Raw genomic sequence first — 14,267 nt, 5'->3', positions numbered from 1 at the left:
TTTACTGCCTAAGGTCCCGAATCGGACACGCGGAGGTCCTGACTCGGGCGTAGCAAACCGGTCGGTTGCGGGAGTTGCCTTGTGGGAGTGCGGATCGCCGCACGGGCGCCGCGGGCGGCTACGGTGTCGTGGTGATTCTGCTCGCCATCGGCCTCGGCCTGCTCGCGGTGTTCGCGGTGCGTTTCCTCACCGACCGGCGGCGGCTGGGCAACGGGTTATTCCTGCTACTCGGCGCGATTTTCACCGGCGTGTGGGCGCTGACCCTGGGCAACGGGTCGGCCCTGCCGCTGCTCGCCCTGGTACTGGTGATCCTCGCGCCGCTGCTGATGATGGCGCCGGCGGGTTCGTTGCTGCTCAATGGTGTGCAATTGGTGCGGCGGGAGGGCATTCGTCCGCACACGGTGTTGCCGGTGGGCGCCGCCGCGGTCTTCCTCGTGCCGTATGCGCTCTACGTCACCGCGTATGTCCTCGGGAATTCGTGGTTCACCGTCGTCACCGCCTCGGTGACCCTGGTGGTCGGCTACTTCGGCCTACTGCTGCTAGCCTTCCTCCTCTACGCCTACCTGTACGGCCATCTCGGTTACCGTGCGGGCATGGACGCGATCGTCGTGCACGGTTGCGGACTCGTCGATGGCCGGGTGTCGCCATTGCTGGCGAGCCGCCTCGATCGGGCGGTAGCGGTTTACCGCGCCGAAGTCGCCGCCGGTCGCACCCCGGTCATCGTGACCAGCGGCGGCAGGGGGCCCGACGAAGAGGTGGCCGAAGCAGAGGCCATGTCGGACTACCTGGTCGCGGGCGGACTCCCGCCGGAGGTGATCCTGCGCGAGGATCGTTCCACCGACACCAGGGAGAATCTGCTGTTCACGGAGGGATTGCTCACCGAGCGGGGTGGTACCGCTCGTCTGGTGTTGGTCACCAGCAATTTCCATGTCCTGCGCACCGCGATCCTGGCGCGCGAACTCGGTCTGGACGCCGAGGTGATCGGCGCCCGAACCGCCCTCTACTATCTGCCCACTGCGATCTTGCGCGAATTCGTCGCCTTGGTCGTGCGATACAGGTGGACGAATATCCTCGCCTGTCTGGTCCTGGCGGCCTTGCCGCCGATCGCCGTGCTCGCAGTCGGGGATGCCGCGGCCTAACCGCTCTTGTGGGGCACCCCGACGGTGAGTCCGCCATCGATGATGAATTCCGCACCGGTCGAATACGAGGATTCGTCACTGGCGAGGAAGGTGACCAGCGCCGACACCTCGGACGGGTCGGCGCCGCGGCCCAGCGGAATCTGGAGGAAATCCGACGGTATGCCCTCGGTCATCGGCGTGTTGATGAATCCCGGATGGACCGAGTTGACGCGAATTCCGTGCGGCGCCAATTCGAGTGCCGCGGATTTGGTGAGTCCGCGCACCGCGAATTTGGTCGCCGTGTAGCCGTGCAGTCCGGGGCTGCCGCGCATACCTTCCACCGAGGAGATATTGACGATCGACCCGCCGCCCGCCTCGATCATGGGCGGCGTCGCGGCCTGCATGCCGAAGAAGGTGCCGGTCAGGTTGATGTCGAGAATGCGCTGCCATTCGGCGGTTTCGAAATCGACGAGGCGGTTGCCGTTGACGATGCCCGCGTTGTTCACCAGGATGTGCAGTCCACCGTAGCGGGCAACGGCCTCGGCGACCGCGTCGAGCCACTGCTGCTTCTCGCGCACGTCGAGATGGACGTAGACCGCGGAATCGCCTAGTTCGGCGGCGAGCGCGGCACCCGGTTCGTCGAGGATGTCGCCGATCACCACGCGGGCACCCTGTGCCACCATCGCCCTGGCGTGCGCGGCGCCCATGCCGCGGGCCGCACCACTGATCAATGCTACTTTATCGGTCAACCGCCCCATCGCGGACCTCCGTCTCTCGCCGATTCATGTACTGGAACACGTTACAGAACCGGTGCGGGAAATCCGATCAGCGGTGCGATTCGCGTGCCGCGAGAAGCAATTCGTCGACGGCCGCGGGGACCGCGTCGGCGAGTGCGGCGATGTCCGGCACCAGATCACGGCAGGCGATGAATCCGAAGTCCAGATGACCGTCGAGCGACAGTACGGTCACCGTGAGCCCCGCGCCGTGGAATACCGGTCCGAACGGGTACATGCCCGCGATCCGTACGCCGAGGAAGTCCAGCGGGTTGGACGGACCCGGGACATTCGATACCACCAGGTTGTGCACCACCGGATGGTGTTCGGCCAGCCCCAGATCCGAATAAAGGCGCGCGGCGAACTGGAAGATATTGGGCGGGGCGTATGTGGACCAGTCGCGCAGGAAGTCCGCGCCGACCTTCTCGTGCTCGGCCTTGGCGTGCCGATTGGCCGCGGCTACCGCGCGCAGCCGGGCGCTCGGGTCACCGATATCGGTGCCGAGCTCGGCGAACAGCGAGGAGACCTTGTTGATACCGTCGCTGTGCCGGGTCCGCCCGTGCACCGAAACCGGAACCGAGGCGATGAGCGAGCGATCCGGCAGTTCGTCGTGCTCGAGCAGGTAGTCGCGCAGTACCCCGCCCACGACCGTCATCACCACGTCATTGACGCTCACCCCGAACGATCTCTTGATCTCGGTGACCGTATCCAGGTCTGTCCGGGTGAAGGCCACGGTGCGCCGTGCGGTGATGGTCTTGTTCAGCGGCGTGCGCGGGGCGGTGAGCGGTAGCGCCATGCCGCGCTGGTTGTTTCGCCTGCGCTGGACGAAACCTGCCAATACGCCGAGGGTTTTCGGTACCATGCCGAGCACGCCCGCCTTGGTCGGCAACCGCACCGCCGCGTCGGTCAGCAGTTTCCACCTCGCAGGCTGCGGTTCCGGCTTCCACTGTCCGTCCGCCTCGTCGCCGGCGGCGTCGTGGCCGAAGTCGCACAGGCTCAGCAGCATGTCGGCGGCCGTGACACCGTCGACCGTGGCGTGGTGGTATTTGCAGACGACCGCGATATCGCCGCGGGCCAGACCTTCGACCACGGTCATCTCCCACAACGGACGCGCGCGGTCCATCGGAGTGCTCACGATGTCGGCGACCAGTTCGGCGAGTTCGTGCGACTGCCCGGGGGTGGGCAGGCCTACGCGGTGGATGTGGTTGTCCAGGTCGAATTTCGGGTCGTCCACCCACACCGGGTGATCGAGATTGAGCGGGACCTCGCGGATGCGCCTTCGCATCTGCGGGATCAGGGGTAGTCGTCGGCTCAGTTCTTCTTTGAACGAGTCGTACGAGTAGGGACTACCACCCGAACGAGGATCGAGGATCAGCAGCGCGCACACGTGCAGGTGCTGGGTCGGCGTCTCCAGATACAGAAAACTGGCATCCAATCCTGTCAATCGTTCCATAGCGAGATTCTACTAGAACGTGTTATAGCCCTCATTTCAGCAGCTCATTGCGGGAATCGGTGGTCGAAATATGTGTGTTACTCGAAGTTCTATGTATGTGTATGATCATTGCTACAGCCGCGCAGGAATCGTTGCGGTGAGATCGAGGAGTACCGATGAAGCTACTTCGCCGAGACAGGCGGCGGATCGATACCGATCCCGGTGAGGTCGCCCTGCACGCGCGCGACGTCCGATTCGACTGGGCCGACACTCCGCTGCACTGGATGCCCGCCGAACCGGTCGCCTCCCATCTGATCAACGCGCTCAATTTGCTTCTGCCCGAAGGGGAGCGCATGTTCTGCGCTGCCTATACCGAGGCGCTGCCGTACGTGCGGGACGAGAAACTGCGGGAGGCCATGCTCGGCTTCATCGGGCAAGAGGCGATGCACGCCCGGACCCACGACAGGGTATTGCACGACGTGCTCGCCGCCAACGGTATCGATCCCGAACCGTATCTGCGCCAAGCGGAGTACCTGTTCCGTAAGACGCTCGGTTCCGTCGGGTCGGGGGATGTCGGCGGTCGCCAGCACATGGTCGAGCGACTCGCATTCATCGCCTGCCTCGAACACTTCTTCGCCTACCTCGGCGACTGGGTCCTCAATGCCGATCTGGAACGGTTCGAGGCCGACCCGCGGGTGGCCGACCTGTTCCGCTGGCACGGGGCCGAGGAGGTCGAACATCGCCACGTCGCGCACGACGTCGCCGGGTATTTCGGCACGGGCTACGTGCGGCGCGCCGCCATCATGACCATCGTGTTCCCGATCTTCCTGACCCTGGTCGTGCGCGGCGCCAAATTCCTTGTGCACCAGGATCCGGCGCTGCCCGATCTCGGCTATCCGCGCCTGCTGACGGAGGTGTTCGGTGCGATGTGGCGCGGAGCGCTGCCCGGTGTGCCCTCACTGCTGCGGAGCGCGCTGTCGACCTTCAAGCCCGGCTACGATCCGGGTTCGGTGGGTTCCACCGCGCAGGCCGTCGCCTACCTGGCCGTCTCGCCCGCCGCCCAGGCCGCCGCCTCGTGAACCCGGCGCCGATTCCCGAGGGTTTGCCGGCCGATCTGTTCGGCAGGCGCGATCGAGACCGGGCCGTCCGGGTGCTCGACGCGGTAGCCACCGCGCGCTTGAAATGGACCACGATCGTCAATCGGCACGAGGTCGCCTCGACCGTAGATGATCGCCGAATCGCTCTTGTGGTCACCGACCGGCGCGTCGAGGCGCACGCCGAGGAGGTGGTGAGCCTGCGATTCGAGGGCGCGGACCGGCGGGAACTGCCGCGCTGGCGACCCGGCGCCCACCTGGATCTGGAACTGCCCTCGGGACGGCTGCGCCAGTATTCGCTGTGCGGCGATCCGGCCGACACCCGCGGTTACCGCATCGCCGTACGTCGCATCCCCGACGGTGGCGGCGGTTCGGCCGAGGTGCACGACTCGCTCTCGGTGGGCACTCCGATCACGGTGCGTGGACCGCGCAATGGCTTCCCATTCGCGGTGCCGGGTCACGGATCACCGGCCGAGCGCGTGCATTTCGTCGCCGGCGGCATAGGGATCACGCCGATCCTGCCGATGGCGCGACTTGCGCACCGACTCGGCCTGGACTGGTCGATGGTCTACACCGGACGCGATCGCGACACCATTCCCTTCCTCCGGGAGGTCGAGGGATTCGGCGGCCGGGTGACCGTGCGGACCGACGAAGAACACGGTCTGCCTGACGCGTCGGCGCTGCTGCCGGGCGTGCGACGCGGTACCGCGGTCTACTGCTGCGGACCGGTGGCGATGACCGCGGTCGTCGCCGATGCCGTGCGGGACCGGGGGATCGAACTGCATTCCGAACGGTTCTCCCCACCGCCGATCATCGACGGCGAACCCTTTGACATCGAAATCGCCTCCACCGCAGAGGTATTCGAGGTCCCGGCGGATCGAACCGCGCTGGACGCCATTCTCGACCGGCGTCCCGACCGCCCGTACTCGTGTCGGCAGGGTTTCTGCCGGACCTGCGCGGTGCGGGTGCTCGCCGGACCCGTGGACCATCGCGACCGGGTGCTCACCGACGCCGAACGCGATGCGGGTGACATGCTCGTCTGCGTATCACGATCGGCGGGCGGGCGCCTGGTGCTCGACCTGTGACAGCAGTACATCGATCAGCGGTGATGATCACGCTCATCGACGTCGACGGGCCGGGTGAGTTCGGCTTCGATGGCGGTGACGCGGGCAGCGTCGATACCCCACGGGTGATCGACGCCGACCTTGCGGTCCAGATCCCACAGCACGGCCTGTTCGCCCGGCCTCGCCACCAGGGACCAGGCGACCACCGTCCGGCCGAGTTGTTCGGACATCGAACCCGGTCCCGGTCCCGGGTGCGTGCCGGGGCGAACGAAATTGTCACCGTCGGGGAAATGGTGCAGGAATCGTCCGTAGGCCGCCGTGCAGAAGGCCGCGTAACGCTCGGTGCACAGGATAAGCCCGTGCCATGCCTCGTCGACGGCGTGCGAGGGCATACCGATGACCTGACCGTCGCGCATGGCCGCGCCGCAACAGCGCAGCCACTGCCGCAATCCGGTGTCCACCAGCTCTCGCGGCTGCCACGGACAGGTCTTGAACACCGCCTCGGGCAGTTCCAGCGCCGCCACCGCCCGCTCGACCTCACCGAGATCGATGCGGCGGTGCGCTCGGCCGCGTGCACGTAAAAGCATCACGATTCACTGTACGGCGACCCATCGCCCGGTAGTTCGCCACGCGGAAATTCGCCGCCATTGACGCTACCATTCCGGCATGGTCATAGCCCTTGCCGTCCTGGCCTTCGTATTGTTGCTGCTCGCAGGCGTCGTGGCCTTCATCGTCTACATGATTCGCCGGGTGACCCAGCCATTGCGACCGGGTGCCTTCCCCGGCGGCCAGTTCGGCCGCTGGTCGGCAGGGGAGTCCGGGATGGACTTCGATTCCGGCTCCACGACGTCCTGCTCGGGCAGTTCCGGATTCAGCGGTTTCGGCGGCGACTACTCCGGCGGGCACGATCACGGCCACCATCACCACGCTCACGGTCACAGCTGCGGCGGGGGCAGTTCCAGCAGCTGTGGTGGCGGCAGCAGCAGTAGTTGCGGTGGTGGCAGCAGCTGTGGTGGTGGCAGCAGCAGTAGTAGTTGCGGTGGCGGCAGCAGCTGCGGCGGCGGCTCCTGATCCGAGTTCGCTCGCAGCGAAAGATTCCGCTCGCCCCTTGACCTCGAGTTCACTTCGGGTTCCATGCTCGATTCCGTAGCAATGACACGGAATCGATGGAGGTAGCTCATGCGGGCGGTGCAGGTGCGGGAATTCGGCGGACCGGATGTTCTCGAGATCGGTGACATACCCGATCCGGCGCCGAGCGCCGGGGAGGTGACGGTCGAGGTCGCCGCGGCCGATGTCATGTTCCTCGACACCCGGTTGCGCAGCGGTTGGGGAACCGAGTTCTTCAAGGTGGAGCCCCCGTACGTGCCCGGCGGGGCCATCGCGGGCGTGGTCACCGGGGTCGGCGCGGGGGTGGACCCCGGGTGGGTCGGCAAACGGGTCGCCACGGCGACGGCCGCCAGCGGTATCGGCGGTGGCCTGCCCATCGGTGGCTACGCCGAATACGCGACCGCCAAGGCGCAGACCCTGGTCGAGGTTCCCGAGGCGCTCGGCCTCGAGACGGCGGTCGCGCTCACCCACGACGGGCGCACCTCCTTCGCCGTCTCCGACCGGGCCGCGGTGCGTGCCGGCGAAACCGTGCTGATCACCGCGGCGGGAGGCGGACTCGGCACCCTGCTGATCCAACTCGCCCGTGCCGCGGGCGCGAGGGTCGTCGCCGCGGTCCGAGGCGAGGCGAAAACCGAACTCGTCCAACGCCTCGGGGCCGACACCGTCATCGACTACGGCGATCCCGATTGGGCCGCCCGGGTGCGCGCGATCACGGGCGGTGTGCAGGTGATCCTGGACGGCGCGGGCGGAGAGCTCGGTGCGAGCGCCACCGAAGCGCTCACAGACGGCGGAAGATTTCTCGGATATGGCTCTGCCGCAGGCAATTTCGCCGCTCTCGACCGCACCGCCCTCGCCGCGCGCGATATCGAGACCATCAGCTTGTTCGACATCACCGGCGCGGGCGTCGACTGGCATTCATTGGCGCTACGCGCCCAATCGGCGGTACTCGACGGCCGCCTCGAAGTCGTGATCGGCCAGACCTTCCCCTTGGACCGCGCCGCGGACGCCCATTCCGCTATCGAAGCGCGAACTGCGGTGGGGCGCACTCTGATTACGGTGAGGTAAGCCGCGATGTGATCTACGTCGACCGGCTGCGATTTTTCGGCGGCGACCGCTAAAGTGCCTGCGTGCAAACACTCATAGTCGCCGGCGTGGTCGCCGTCGTACTCCTGCTGGTCTTCGCCGTCGTGCAATTCGCGAGCAGGCCCCCGCAGGACGTAAGTCGTTGGGACAGTATGGATCCCGGCGACCTCGACTGGGACGACGGCGCACCGCGCATCGCCGACTGACCCACTATTTCGTCGGGGTCAGAACCACTATCGAAATAGGGCGCTTGGTTTGCTTTTGATAATCCGTATAGCGCCCCCGATTAACCCTGTCCACGATCTGCCAATGACGGTCGTAATCGGGATCACCCGGATACGTCGCCCGCGCGGTCACCGGAATGCGGCGCGTCCCCACCTGGATCTCGCATCGCGGCCCGGCCTTCACATTGGCCAGCCACCCCGGCGGCCGCGGCGACCCGCCATTGGACGCCGTCACCAGATAATCCCCGCCGTCCCGCCCGTACGTCAGCGCCGACGTACGGCTCCTACCCGTCTTACGCCCCACGGTCCGCAACAGCAACGTCGGATTCCCGAACAGGAGCCGATGCCCTACCACGCCGCGGCTGTGCTCATACACCCACTGATGCGCCTTCAAGACGTTCACGAACACACTGCCCATGATCAGACCCTCCGCAGACGACGAGGTACGCCCCAACCCTAACGGGCCCGAGCCCCCCGATTGGTCCGCGCACCACCCCAACCGGTAACATCCCCAAGGCCGCGGTATCTGCGGAGGAGGGGCGGTAGCTCAGTCGGTTAGAGCCGTGGACTCATAATCCATTGGTCGCGGGTTCGAGCCCCGCCCGCCCCACAAATGCCCGCTGACCAGCGGGTTTTTGTTTTTCTAGAGAGGTTTCGATCTAGAATAGCGCTTCTCCACGAATAGATTATGGAGGTAGCATCGAGGCATGGGGAGCACTTCGCTAGACGACATCCGCGAGTTGGCGGATGACTTCGCGACCGAGCTACGGCGGAAGAACCGAGCCAAGAAGACCATCGAGGTGTACCAGGTCCACATCGGCTACTTCGCTGAGTACCTGCTGTCGGAGGCCCTGCCGACCGAAGCGCCCGACATCACCCGCGACCACATCGGCGGGTACATCGAGGAGTTGCTGTCGAGGACGAACCGGCGGACCGGTGAACCGCTGTCACCGCAGTACGCGCGCAGCCAGTACCGGAGCCTCCAGCAGTTCTTCAAATACTTGGCCGCCGAGGAGATCATCGCCGCGAACCCGTTCGACAAGATGAGCCCGCCGGATGCGCCGGACACACTCGTGCCGGTTCCGAGTATCGAGTCCTTGAAATCGTTGCTCGACGGGTGTGCGGGAACGGACTTCGACTCGCGTCGTGACAACGCGATCATTCGCCTGTTCGCTGACACCGGTTGCCGCTGCGGCGAAGTCGCCAATCTGAACGTGGACGACCTCGATTTCGAGGAGGACACCGCGCTGGTGATCGGCAAAGGGAACAGGCCGCGGACATCGCCGTTCGGTGACAAGACACGTATCGCCCTACGCCGATACCTGCGTGCGCGTGCCCAGCATTCGTTCGGAACGCGAAGCGAGCGGCTGTGGCTCGGCAGACAGGGACCGATGACCGACCACGGCATACGGCAGATGCTCGAGCGCCGCGCGAAAGCGGCCGGAATCGAACACATCCACCCTCATATGCTCAGGCACTGGTTCGCGCACAACTGGCTCGCCAACGGCGGCCAGGAGCAGGATCTGATGATGCTGGCGGGGTGGCGTTCGCGACAGATGCTCGACCGCTACGGAAAGTCGGTCGCCGATGAACGCGCGAAGTCCGCGCACCGCCGCGCCCGGTTGGGCGACAAGCTGTAGAGACCATCCGGACACGTCACAACGGGATATCGCTGGCGGTACGGTGGGTGTTGTGAACGAGGACTTGGCCGGTTGGGCCGAGCGGACCGCCCGCGATCACCTGAGCGATCTACCGCGGCGACTCGCCCATGTCGAAGGGGTGGCGTCCCGCGCTGAACACGTGGCAGATCTCGTGGACGACCACACGATGCTCCTGGCTGCGGCGTGGCTGCACGATATCGGCTACAGCGCATCGCTCGCCCGTACCGGATTTCACCCAGTCGATGGTGCGACTTATCTGCGCGACGTAGGCGCGCCCCCGCGGTTGTGCGCCCTGGTCGCGAACCACACGTGTGCTCGCGTCGAGGCGCGCCGACGGGAACTGACCGTTGACTGGCCGGACGAGGACAGCCTGCTGCGCGATGCCCTGTGGTGGGCGGACATCACGACCACCCCCACTGGGGAAGAGACCACAGTTCGGACGCGCATCGCTGAGGTCCGGGAACGGTACGGTCCCGATGACATCGTGTCGGAGTCGGTCGCGGAAGCTGAGCCGGAATTGATCGCCGCCGCTGAACGGATCGAGGCAGCGCTACGTGCCGCTCACGTGAAGTAAGGCTCGGCGCTTTCCTCGGCCGCGCGACTGATTCGCAGGGAGATCGACGGGTGGATATCCAGATCGGTCATTCGTTCTGGAGTAACCCACTCGACGCGCTTCGACTCCGCGCTGGTGCGAAGCTCACCGCCTGTCGGCACGGCGCGAAAGCATATCGAGAATTCCTGGCGTACCTCGCCGTCGTCGTACGCGATGACGTGCTGGGGATTCGAGAAGATGCCGACGAGCCCCGTTACTTCTACGTCGATTCCAGTCTCCTCTTTGACCTCGCGGACTACCGCGGCGGCGACGGTTTCCCCGGCCTCCAGCGCGCCACCTGGAATCGAGTAGAGGTCGTTGTCGGTCCGGTGGATCATCAGCACGCGCCCGCCGGGGTCCCGGACAACCGCACTGACCGCGACTTTGATCGAATTCGCCTTCGGAGCCATCGGGTCGTCCAAGTAGTCAGTTCGCGCCATCGCCTCCGCCCTTGTTGGTCGTTGCCTCCGACCATACGTGCTCGAAACTCGTCATGTAGGTCTCGAACAATTCTCCCTCGGGAAGACGTCGAAGGTGCAGAGCGGGGGCGTGAGCGCCCGGGGCACCGTAGACGTGATTGTTGACAATCATCTCGTCATCGAATCGGAAGATCGAGTTGTAGAGGGTCGTGTCGTGGTAGCGAAGCTCGACTCCGTCGAGGTCTGCCAGCGGTTCTACAAGCGCCAGCGCATTGCTGATCCTGGCTGGGACCGTGCCGTGGGCTAGGCGCTCCTCTGCGCTACGTTTGTTCGCCTCTGCGGCGGTCGGGCGGCCGAATAGTAGTCGGACTTTCAGTCCGTCGCGTGTCTTCCTTCGGATGGTTCGGGCGAATTCGGGTTCCTCGGCGAGGAAAAGCCCCGCCAGAACCAGGACATCGAGACGCTGGTTCGTTGCTGTCAGAAGTCGTCGCCAGATATCGGAAGGAATCGCGCTGCGGTGCGGGTACACCGTGAGCACTTCTGATTCGGTTACGTCCGTTCGACGTTCGGCAGGGACAGCGTCCGGCCACAGGTAGTTGGTGCTTTCGCCGACCATCTTCGCTATCGCGTGGCGATGGCGCGGGTAGGGGGTGCGACCTTGCGTAATCCACCGTTCGACGGTTTTCGGGTCGACTCCCGTCGCCTCGGCCACCTGTATCAGATCGAGACCGTTGCGGTGGAGTGCGCCGCGTAGGCGTTCGTTCGCCATCTCTCCTCCAAGGGACGTCTGGGGACGACTTACGGTAACCCAGATGTCTCGTCCTGTCCATGATGTGCGGTCAAGACGGCCCGTTTTTCCGCGAAAAGTAGGGAATTGCAAGCGATTTCCTAACTCAAGGAGACGAAACCAATGGACAAGGCTTCGGAGAAGCTCCGGAATCTGATCAGTCTCAAAACTGCGGCAGCGCTGGTCGATGTCGACGCCAAGACGATTCGGAACTGGATCACCGCAGGCGATATCACCGCCTATCGCGTCAACGGCCGGCTGCTGCGCGTCGAGCGTGACGAACTGATGTCGCTGGTCCGTCCGACGACGGGCGTGACCCAGGGCGGTGCGGCATGAGCACCCCGGCGGAGCGGACGTTGAAGGCCCGAATCGCGGCTCACGAGTCGTGGGCGAAAACGCCGGATCGGACGGCGCGCACGGCGAAAGGCCGAGAGGCACTGCTGACGAAGTTCGACCGTCTGGTCGATCCGGATGGGCTTCTGTCGGCGGAGGAGCGTTCGTATCGGGCCGCCCAAGCGCGCAAGGCGCACTATTCGAGGCTTGCGCTGCGTTCGGCGCAGGCGCGGCGGCGTCGCCGTGATGGCGGTGAGCGGTGATGCGGGCGCGGACGTTCGGTCTCGCGGTCGTCGCGGTGGCGGTCGGCTATGTGCTGCTGACGGCGCCGCAGGTCGTGGGTTTCACGGTGATGGTGTTGGGCGCGTTCGCGTTCTGGCGGCTGGTGCGTCGGTCGGGGGTGCGGCGATGAGCACGAACGAACCGTTGCACGATCCGGTCGATTTGCTGGATGAGCTGGACGCGATCACTCGTGAGCAGGAGTTGTTGCGGCAGCGCGTGGTTGCGTTGCGCGCCAAGTACCGGTCGCTGGAGTCCTTCGCGGACGCGGGTGGCTTCGACAAGTTCGGACGGTACGAGTTCGTGCCCGAGGAGTTCGGCCGGGTCAACGTCGATGCGGTGAGCACCAGGCTGGAATACACAGCCGATGCGTTGCGCGCCCCGGACAAGTGGTTGCGGTCCGCGCGGGAGTGCGCGGTCAAGGTGCGGGAGTATCCGCGCGAGAGCCGTGAATCCGGCCGTGAAGACGCCGCGGGCGGTGTGGACGAGCGCGGGGTCGAGTCGGCCGGTGCGTGGTCCGGTATGGCGAGTGTTCTAGCCGATCACTGGTCGGGTACGGAGTCCGAGTCGGGGTGGTCGCGGTGAGCGGCGGGTGGCGGCAGGAGCCGCCGGTTCAGCATTCCTACACCGTCGCGCACGTCGACCGCGGTGGTCGTGGTGCCGGGCACCACGCCCTGTCGTCGATGGCGGGTCCGGAGTTCACCGGTATCGGTGCGGTGTACGCGCCGCTGGGTGCGTTGCCGGTCGTGCCGCGCCTGGTGGTGCTGGCGGTGCTGGTGCTGGTCGGTATGGGCGGGTGCACGGTGGCGTGGATCGACCAGCAGCACTATGTCCCGTCGCCGGATATCTGCCGTCCGGATCAGCTTCCGGACGCGCGGCGGTTGGGATGTGTTGCCCCGCAACATGCTCTGCGTACGGGGGTGGTGCGGTGAGCCGCCGTCGTACGGTGCGGGAAGTTCCCGCGGACAGCATTCCGACTCCGATCACGCAGATCCCTCAGTTAGCCGCTGCGGCGCGGCGTCTCGGCCAGACCGACCGCGTGATCATAGTCGATCGCGCTGAGCCTCAGCAGATCCACACCCCGGGTGGGCAGCTGGGTCGGTGGTTCGTGTCGGGGGCCTCTCTTCCTGACCACGGGTGGTCTGACGGTGGCTGGTCGGGCAGTGAGCGGGACGGGGTCGAGCGGTGAGCGAGGGGATCGAAACCTACGAGTGGCGGATGGCGCCCGCGCATCTGCGGACTCGCCGCCAGCTCGCCGCGGAGGGGCTGCGTCCGAACGGGCAGGACATCGCGGGCCGGGTCGAGCGCCCGCGTCGCCGCGGTGAGCCGTTGGTCGCGCACCTGTACGACGTGCGGCTGGCCGCGCCGAAGCGCCCCGCCTCGCCCGCGCAGCTGGCCGCGCTGGCGAAGGCGACCCGCGAGCACCAACTGCGCGCCGCGGAACGGCACGGCGTCGATCGCGCGGAGTTCACCCAGGAGCTTGCCGACCCCGGCCCCGCGTGGGGTGGCAGCGGGTGGGGCACCGATCGAGACGAGGAGTACGAGCGATGACACAGCTGTCCCCGCGTGACATGGTCCTGTTGACGATTCTGGTCGAGATGTACGGCGCACCAGTCGATCTCGTGACCTCCATGCTGGGTCTGTCGCAGCGCCGGACGTATTACGTGCTGGCCAAGTGGACCGCCGCGCAGATGATCTCGCCGCATCGTGTGAAGCCGGTCGCGGGGCCTGCGTGGGTGTACCCGACCCGTGCGGCGGGTGAGGCGCTGACCGGGCGGCGGATGCGGGCGTGGATGCCTACTCCGAAGATGGCCGCGCACGTCCGTACGGTCCTCGAGGTCCGGCTGGCGTTGGTGGGTCTGGATCTGGATCGCTGGCTCTCGGAGCGGGCGATGCGCTCCGAGCAGCCGCCGACGCGCGTCGATGTCCCCCGTGTCCACGTGCACGACGGTCGCTACCTCACCGCCTCCGGGGACTGGTGGGCGGTCGAGGTCGAGCTGAGCCCGAAGGACATCCGGGCCGCGAAGACGGCGGTCGCCCGCGCGGTGCAGGTCGCGAAGTCCGCCGACTGCGCCGGGCTCACCTACTACTACCGAGGCAAGCCAGTGGAGAACGTGATTCGTTCCGCCGCTGAGGGTTTGGCGCTGGACGGTCTGCGTCTGCGTCTGGCCGATGTGGACGAACTACTGGCTAAGTCTCCGTTCTCCGCTGCGCGACCCGGGTTCCGGGTGATCGCGGGCGGGGCCTCTGATCACGAAATCTCCAAGGTCGCAGACCGAAACACTGGAAAGGGGGTCTGAT

21 protein-coding genes and 1 tRNA gene are annotated in these 14,267 nt (G+C 66.1%); 16 read left to right on the top strand and 6 right to left on the bottom strand.

The features are described from left to right. Window positions 1–131: 131 nt before the first annotated feature. Window positions 132–1,139: a YdcF family protein gene (locus APZ21_RS12260; protein ID WP_054813423.1), complete on the top strand. Its 1,008-nt coding sequence runs from the start codon at window positions 132–134 to the stop codon at window positions 1,137–1,139. Here APZ21_RS12260 and APZ21_RS12255 read toward each other — a convergent pair. Continuing rightward, on the bottom strand, window positions 1,136–1,876 hold the full coding sequence (locus APZ21_RS12255; protein WP_054813401.1) for a glucose 1-dehydrogenase: 741 nt from the start codon (window positions 1,874–1,876) through the stop codon (window positions 1,136–1,138). The two genes, APZ21_RS12260 and APZ21_RS12255, sit on opposite strands and share 4 nt — an antisense overlap. 67 nt (window positions 1,877–1,943) lie before the next feature. Further along, window positions 1,944–3,344 (bottom strand): WS/DGAT/MGAT family O-acyltransferase, encoded by a 1,401-nt coding sequence (locus APZ21_RS12250; protein ID WP_054813400.1) that lies wholly within the window; start codon window positions 3,342–3,344, stop codon window positions 1,944–1,946. Between the two features lie 155 nt (window positions 3,345–3,499). Between APZ21_RS12250 and APZ21_RS12245 the strand changes: the two genes are divergently transcribed. Both APZ21_RS12245 and APZ21_RS12240 read left to right on the top strand, forming a co-directional pair. Continuing rightward, on the top strand, window positions 3,500–4,402 hold the full coding sequence (locus APZ21_RS12245; protein WP_054813399.1) for a metal-dependent hydrolase: 903 nt from the start codon (window positions 3,500–3,502) through the stop codon (window positions 4,400–4,402). Then, window positions 4,399–5,502, top strand: a complete 1,104-nt coding sequence (locus APZ21_RS12240) for a PDR/VanB family oxidoreductase (RefSeq protein WP_054813398.1) — start codon at window positions 4,399–4,401, stop codon at window positions 5,500–5,502. Before APZ21_RS12245 ends, APZ21_RS12240 begins: the two co-directional genes overlap by 4 nt. A 14-nt stretch (window positions 5,503–5,516) precedes the next feature. On the opposite strand, the gene APZ21_RS12235 is transcribed toward APZ21_RS12240, so the two are convergent. Beyond that, window positions 5,517–6,068, bottom strand: coding sequence for a glycine-rich domain-containing protein (locus APZ21_RS12235; protein WP_054813397.1), 552 nt, complete (start codon window positions 6,066–6,068; stop codon window positions 5,517–5,519). 79 nt (window positions 6,069–6,147) lie between these two features. Between APZ21_RS12235 and APZ21_RS32930 the strand changes: the two genes are divergently transcribed. The 3 genes from APZ21_RS32930 (at window position 6,148) to APZ21_RS33965 (ending at window position 7,877) form a co-directional block, all read left to right on the top strand. Next, window positions 6,148–6,552 (top strand): hypothetical protein, encoded by a 405-nt coding sequence (locus APZ21_RS32930; RefSeq protein ID WP_082393034.1) that lies wholly within the window; start codon window positions 6,148–6,150, stop codon window positions 6,550–6,552. A 108-nt stretch (window positions 6,553–6,660) separates the two neighbouring features. Further along, the gene (locus APZ21_RS12225; RefSeq protein WP_054813395.1) at window positions 6,661–7,653 is read left to right on the top strand and encodes a zinc-binding dehydrogenase; all 993 of its coding nucleotides are present in this window, start codon (window positions 6,661–6,663) and stop codon (window positions 7,651–7,653) included. Between the two features lie 62 nt (window positions 7,654–7,715). Further along, window positions 7,716–7,877 (top strand): hypothetical protein, encoded by a 162-nt coding sequence (locus APZ21_RS33965; protein ID WP_156371028.1) that lies wholly within the window; start codon window positions 7,716–7,718, stop codon window positions 7,875–7,877. A gap of 4 nt (window positions 7,878–7,881) precedes the next feature. Here the strand turns inward: APZ21_RS33965 and APZ21_RS12220 are convergent, their stop codons facing one another. Continuing rightward, window positions 7,882–8,313 carry a nitroreductase family deazaflavin-dependent oxidoreductase gene (locus APZ21_RS12220; protein WP_054813422.1) on the bottom strand — a complete coding sequence of 144 codons (432 nt, stop codon included), beginning with the start codon at window positions 8,311–8,313 and terminating at the stop codon, window positions 7,882–7,884. Window positions 8,314–8,431: 118 nt separating this feature from the next. On the opposite strand from APZ21_RS12220, the gene APZ21_RS12215 reads away from it, so the two are divergent. The 3 genes from APZ21_RS12215 (at window position 8,432) to APZ21_RS12205 (ending at window position 10,130) form a co-directional block, all read left to right on the top strand. Further along, window positions 8,432–8,505: transfer RNA gene (locus tag APZ21_RS12215), tRNA-Ile, on the top strand. 97 nt (window positions 8,506–8,602) lie between these two features. Beyond that, entirely contained in the window at window positions 8,603–9,535 is a 933-nt protein-coding gene (locus APZ21_RS12210; protein WP_054813394.1) for a tyrosine-type recombinase/integrase, read from the top strand. After that, entirely contained in the window at window positions 9,483–10,130 is a 648-nt protein-coding gene (locus APZ21_RS12205) for an HD domain-containing protein (RefSeq protein WP_082393033.1), read from the top strand. Before APZ21_RS12210 ends, APZ21_RS12205 begins: the two co-directional genes overlap by 53 nt. Here the strand turns inward: APZ21_RS12205 and APZ21_RS12200 are convergent. Both APZ21_RS12200 and APZ21_RS12195 read right to left on the bottom strand, forming a co-directional pair. Continuing rightward, entirely contained in the window at window positions 10,118–10,588 is a 471-nt protein-coding gene (locus APZ21_RS12200; RefSeq protein WP_054813392.1) for an NUDIX hydrolase, read from the bottom strand. The genes APZ21_RS12205 and APZ21_RS12200 overlap by 13 nt on opposite strands. Then, window positions 10,575–11,336: a helix-turn-helix domain-containing protein gene (locus APZ21_RS12195; protein WP_054813391.1), complete on the bottom strand. Its 762-nt coding sequence runs from the start codon at window positions 11,334–11,336 to the stop codon at window positions 10,575–10,577. The genes APZ21_RS12200 and APZ21_RS12195 overlap by 14 nt, the downstream gene beginning before the upstream one ends. Window positions 11,337–11,477: 141 nt before the next feature. Here APZ21_RS12195 and APZ21_RS12190 point away from each other — a divergent pair, with 141 nt between their 5' ends. From APZ21_RS12190 to APZ21_RS12165, 7 genes are all read left to right on the top strand, one after another. After that, window positions 11,478–11,690, top strand: a complete 213-nt coding sequence (locus tag APZ21_RS12190; RefSeq protein ID WP_054813390.1) for a helix-turn-helix domain-containing protein — start codon at window positions 11,478–11,480, stop codon at window positions 11,688–11,690. Beyond that, a complete protein-coding gene (locus APZ21_RS12185) occupies window positions 11,687–11,950 on the top strand; it encodes a hypothetical protein (protein WP_054813389.1) in 264 nt (87 codons plus the stop codon). Before APZ21_RS12190 ends, APZ21_RS12185 begins: the two co-directional genes overlap by 4 nt. Continuing rightward, window positions 11,950–12,099, top strand: a complete 150-nt coding sequence (locus APZ21_RS33960; protein ID WP_156371027.1) for a hypothetical protein — start codon at window positions 11,950–11,952, stop codon at window positions 12,097–12,099. The genes APZ21_RS12185 and APZ21_RS33960 overlap by 1 nt, the downstream gene beginning before the upstream one ends. Further along, a complete protein-coding gene (locus tag APZ21_RS12180; protein WP_054813388.1) occupies window positions 12,096–12,551 on the top strand; it encodes a hypothetical protein in 456 nt (151 codons plus the stop codon). The genes APZ21_RS33960 and APZ21_RS12180 overlap by 4 nt, the downstream gene beginning before the upstream one ends. Continuing rightward, window positions 12,548–12,898 carry a hypothetical protein gene (locus tag APZ21_RS12175; RefSeq protein WP_156371026.1) on the top strand — a complete coding sequence of 117 codons (351 nt, stop codon included), beginning with the start codon at window positions 12,548–12,550 and terminating at the stop codon, window positions 12,896–12,898. Before APZ21_RS12180 ends, APZ21_RS12175 begins: the two co-directional genes overlap by 4 nt. Before the next feature lie 253 nt (window positions 12,899–13,151). After that, window positions 13,152–13,517 (top strand): RRQRL motif-containing zinc-binding protein, encoded by a 366-nt coding sequence (locus tag APZ21_RS12170; RefSeq protein ID WP_054813386.1) that lies wholly within the window; start codon window positions 13,152–13,154, stop codon window positions 13,515–13,517. After that, window positions 13,514–14,266: a hypothetical protein gene (locus tag APZ21_RS12165; RefSeq protein ID WP_054813385.1), complete on the top strand. Its 753-nt coding sequence runs from the start codon at window positions 13,514–13,516 to the stop codon at window positions 14,264–14,266. Before APZ21_RS12170 ends, APZ21_RS12165 begins: the two co-directional genes overlap by 4 nt. Window position 14,267 lies beyond the last annotated feature (1 nt).

This window comes from Nocardia arizonensis (assembly GCF_001310275.1).
In the GTDB taxonomy this organism is placed as follows: domain Bacteria; phylum Actinomycetota; class Actinomycetes; order Mycobacteriales; family Mycobacteriaceae; genus Nocardia; species Nocardia arizonensis.
This window is presented reverse-complemented; position numbering and strand designations above follow the sequence as displayed.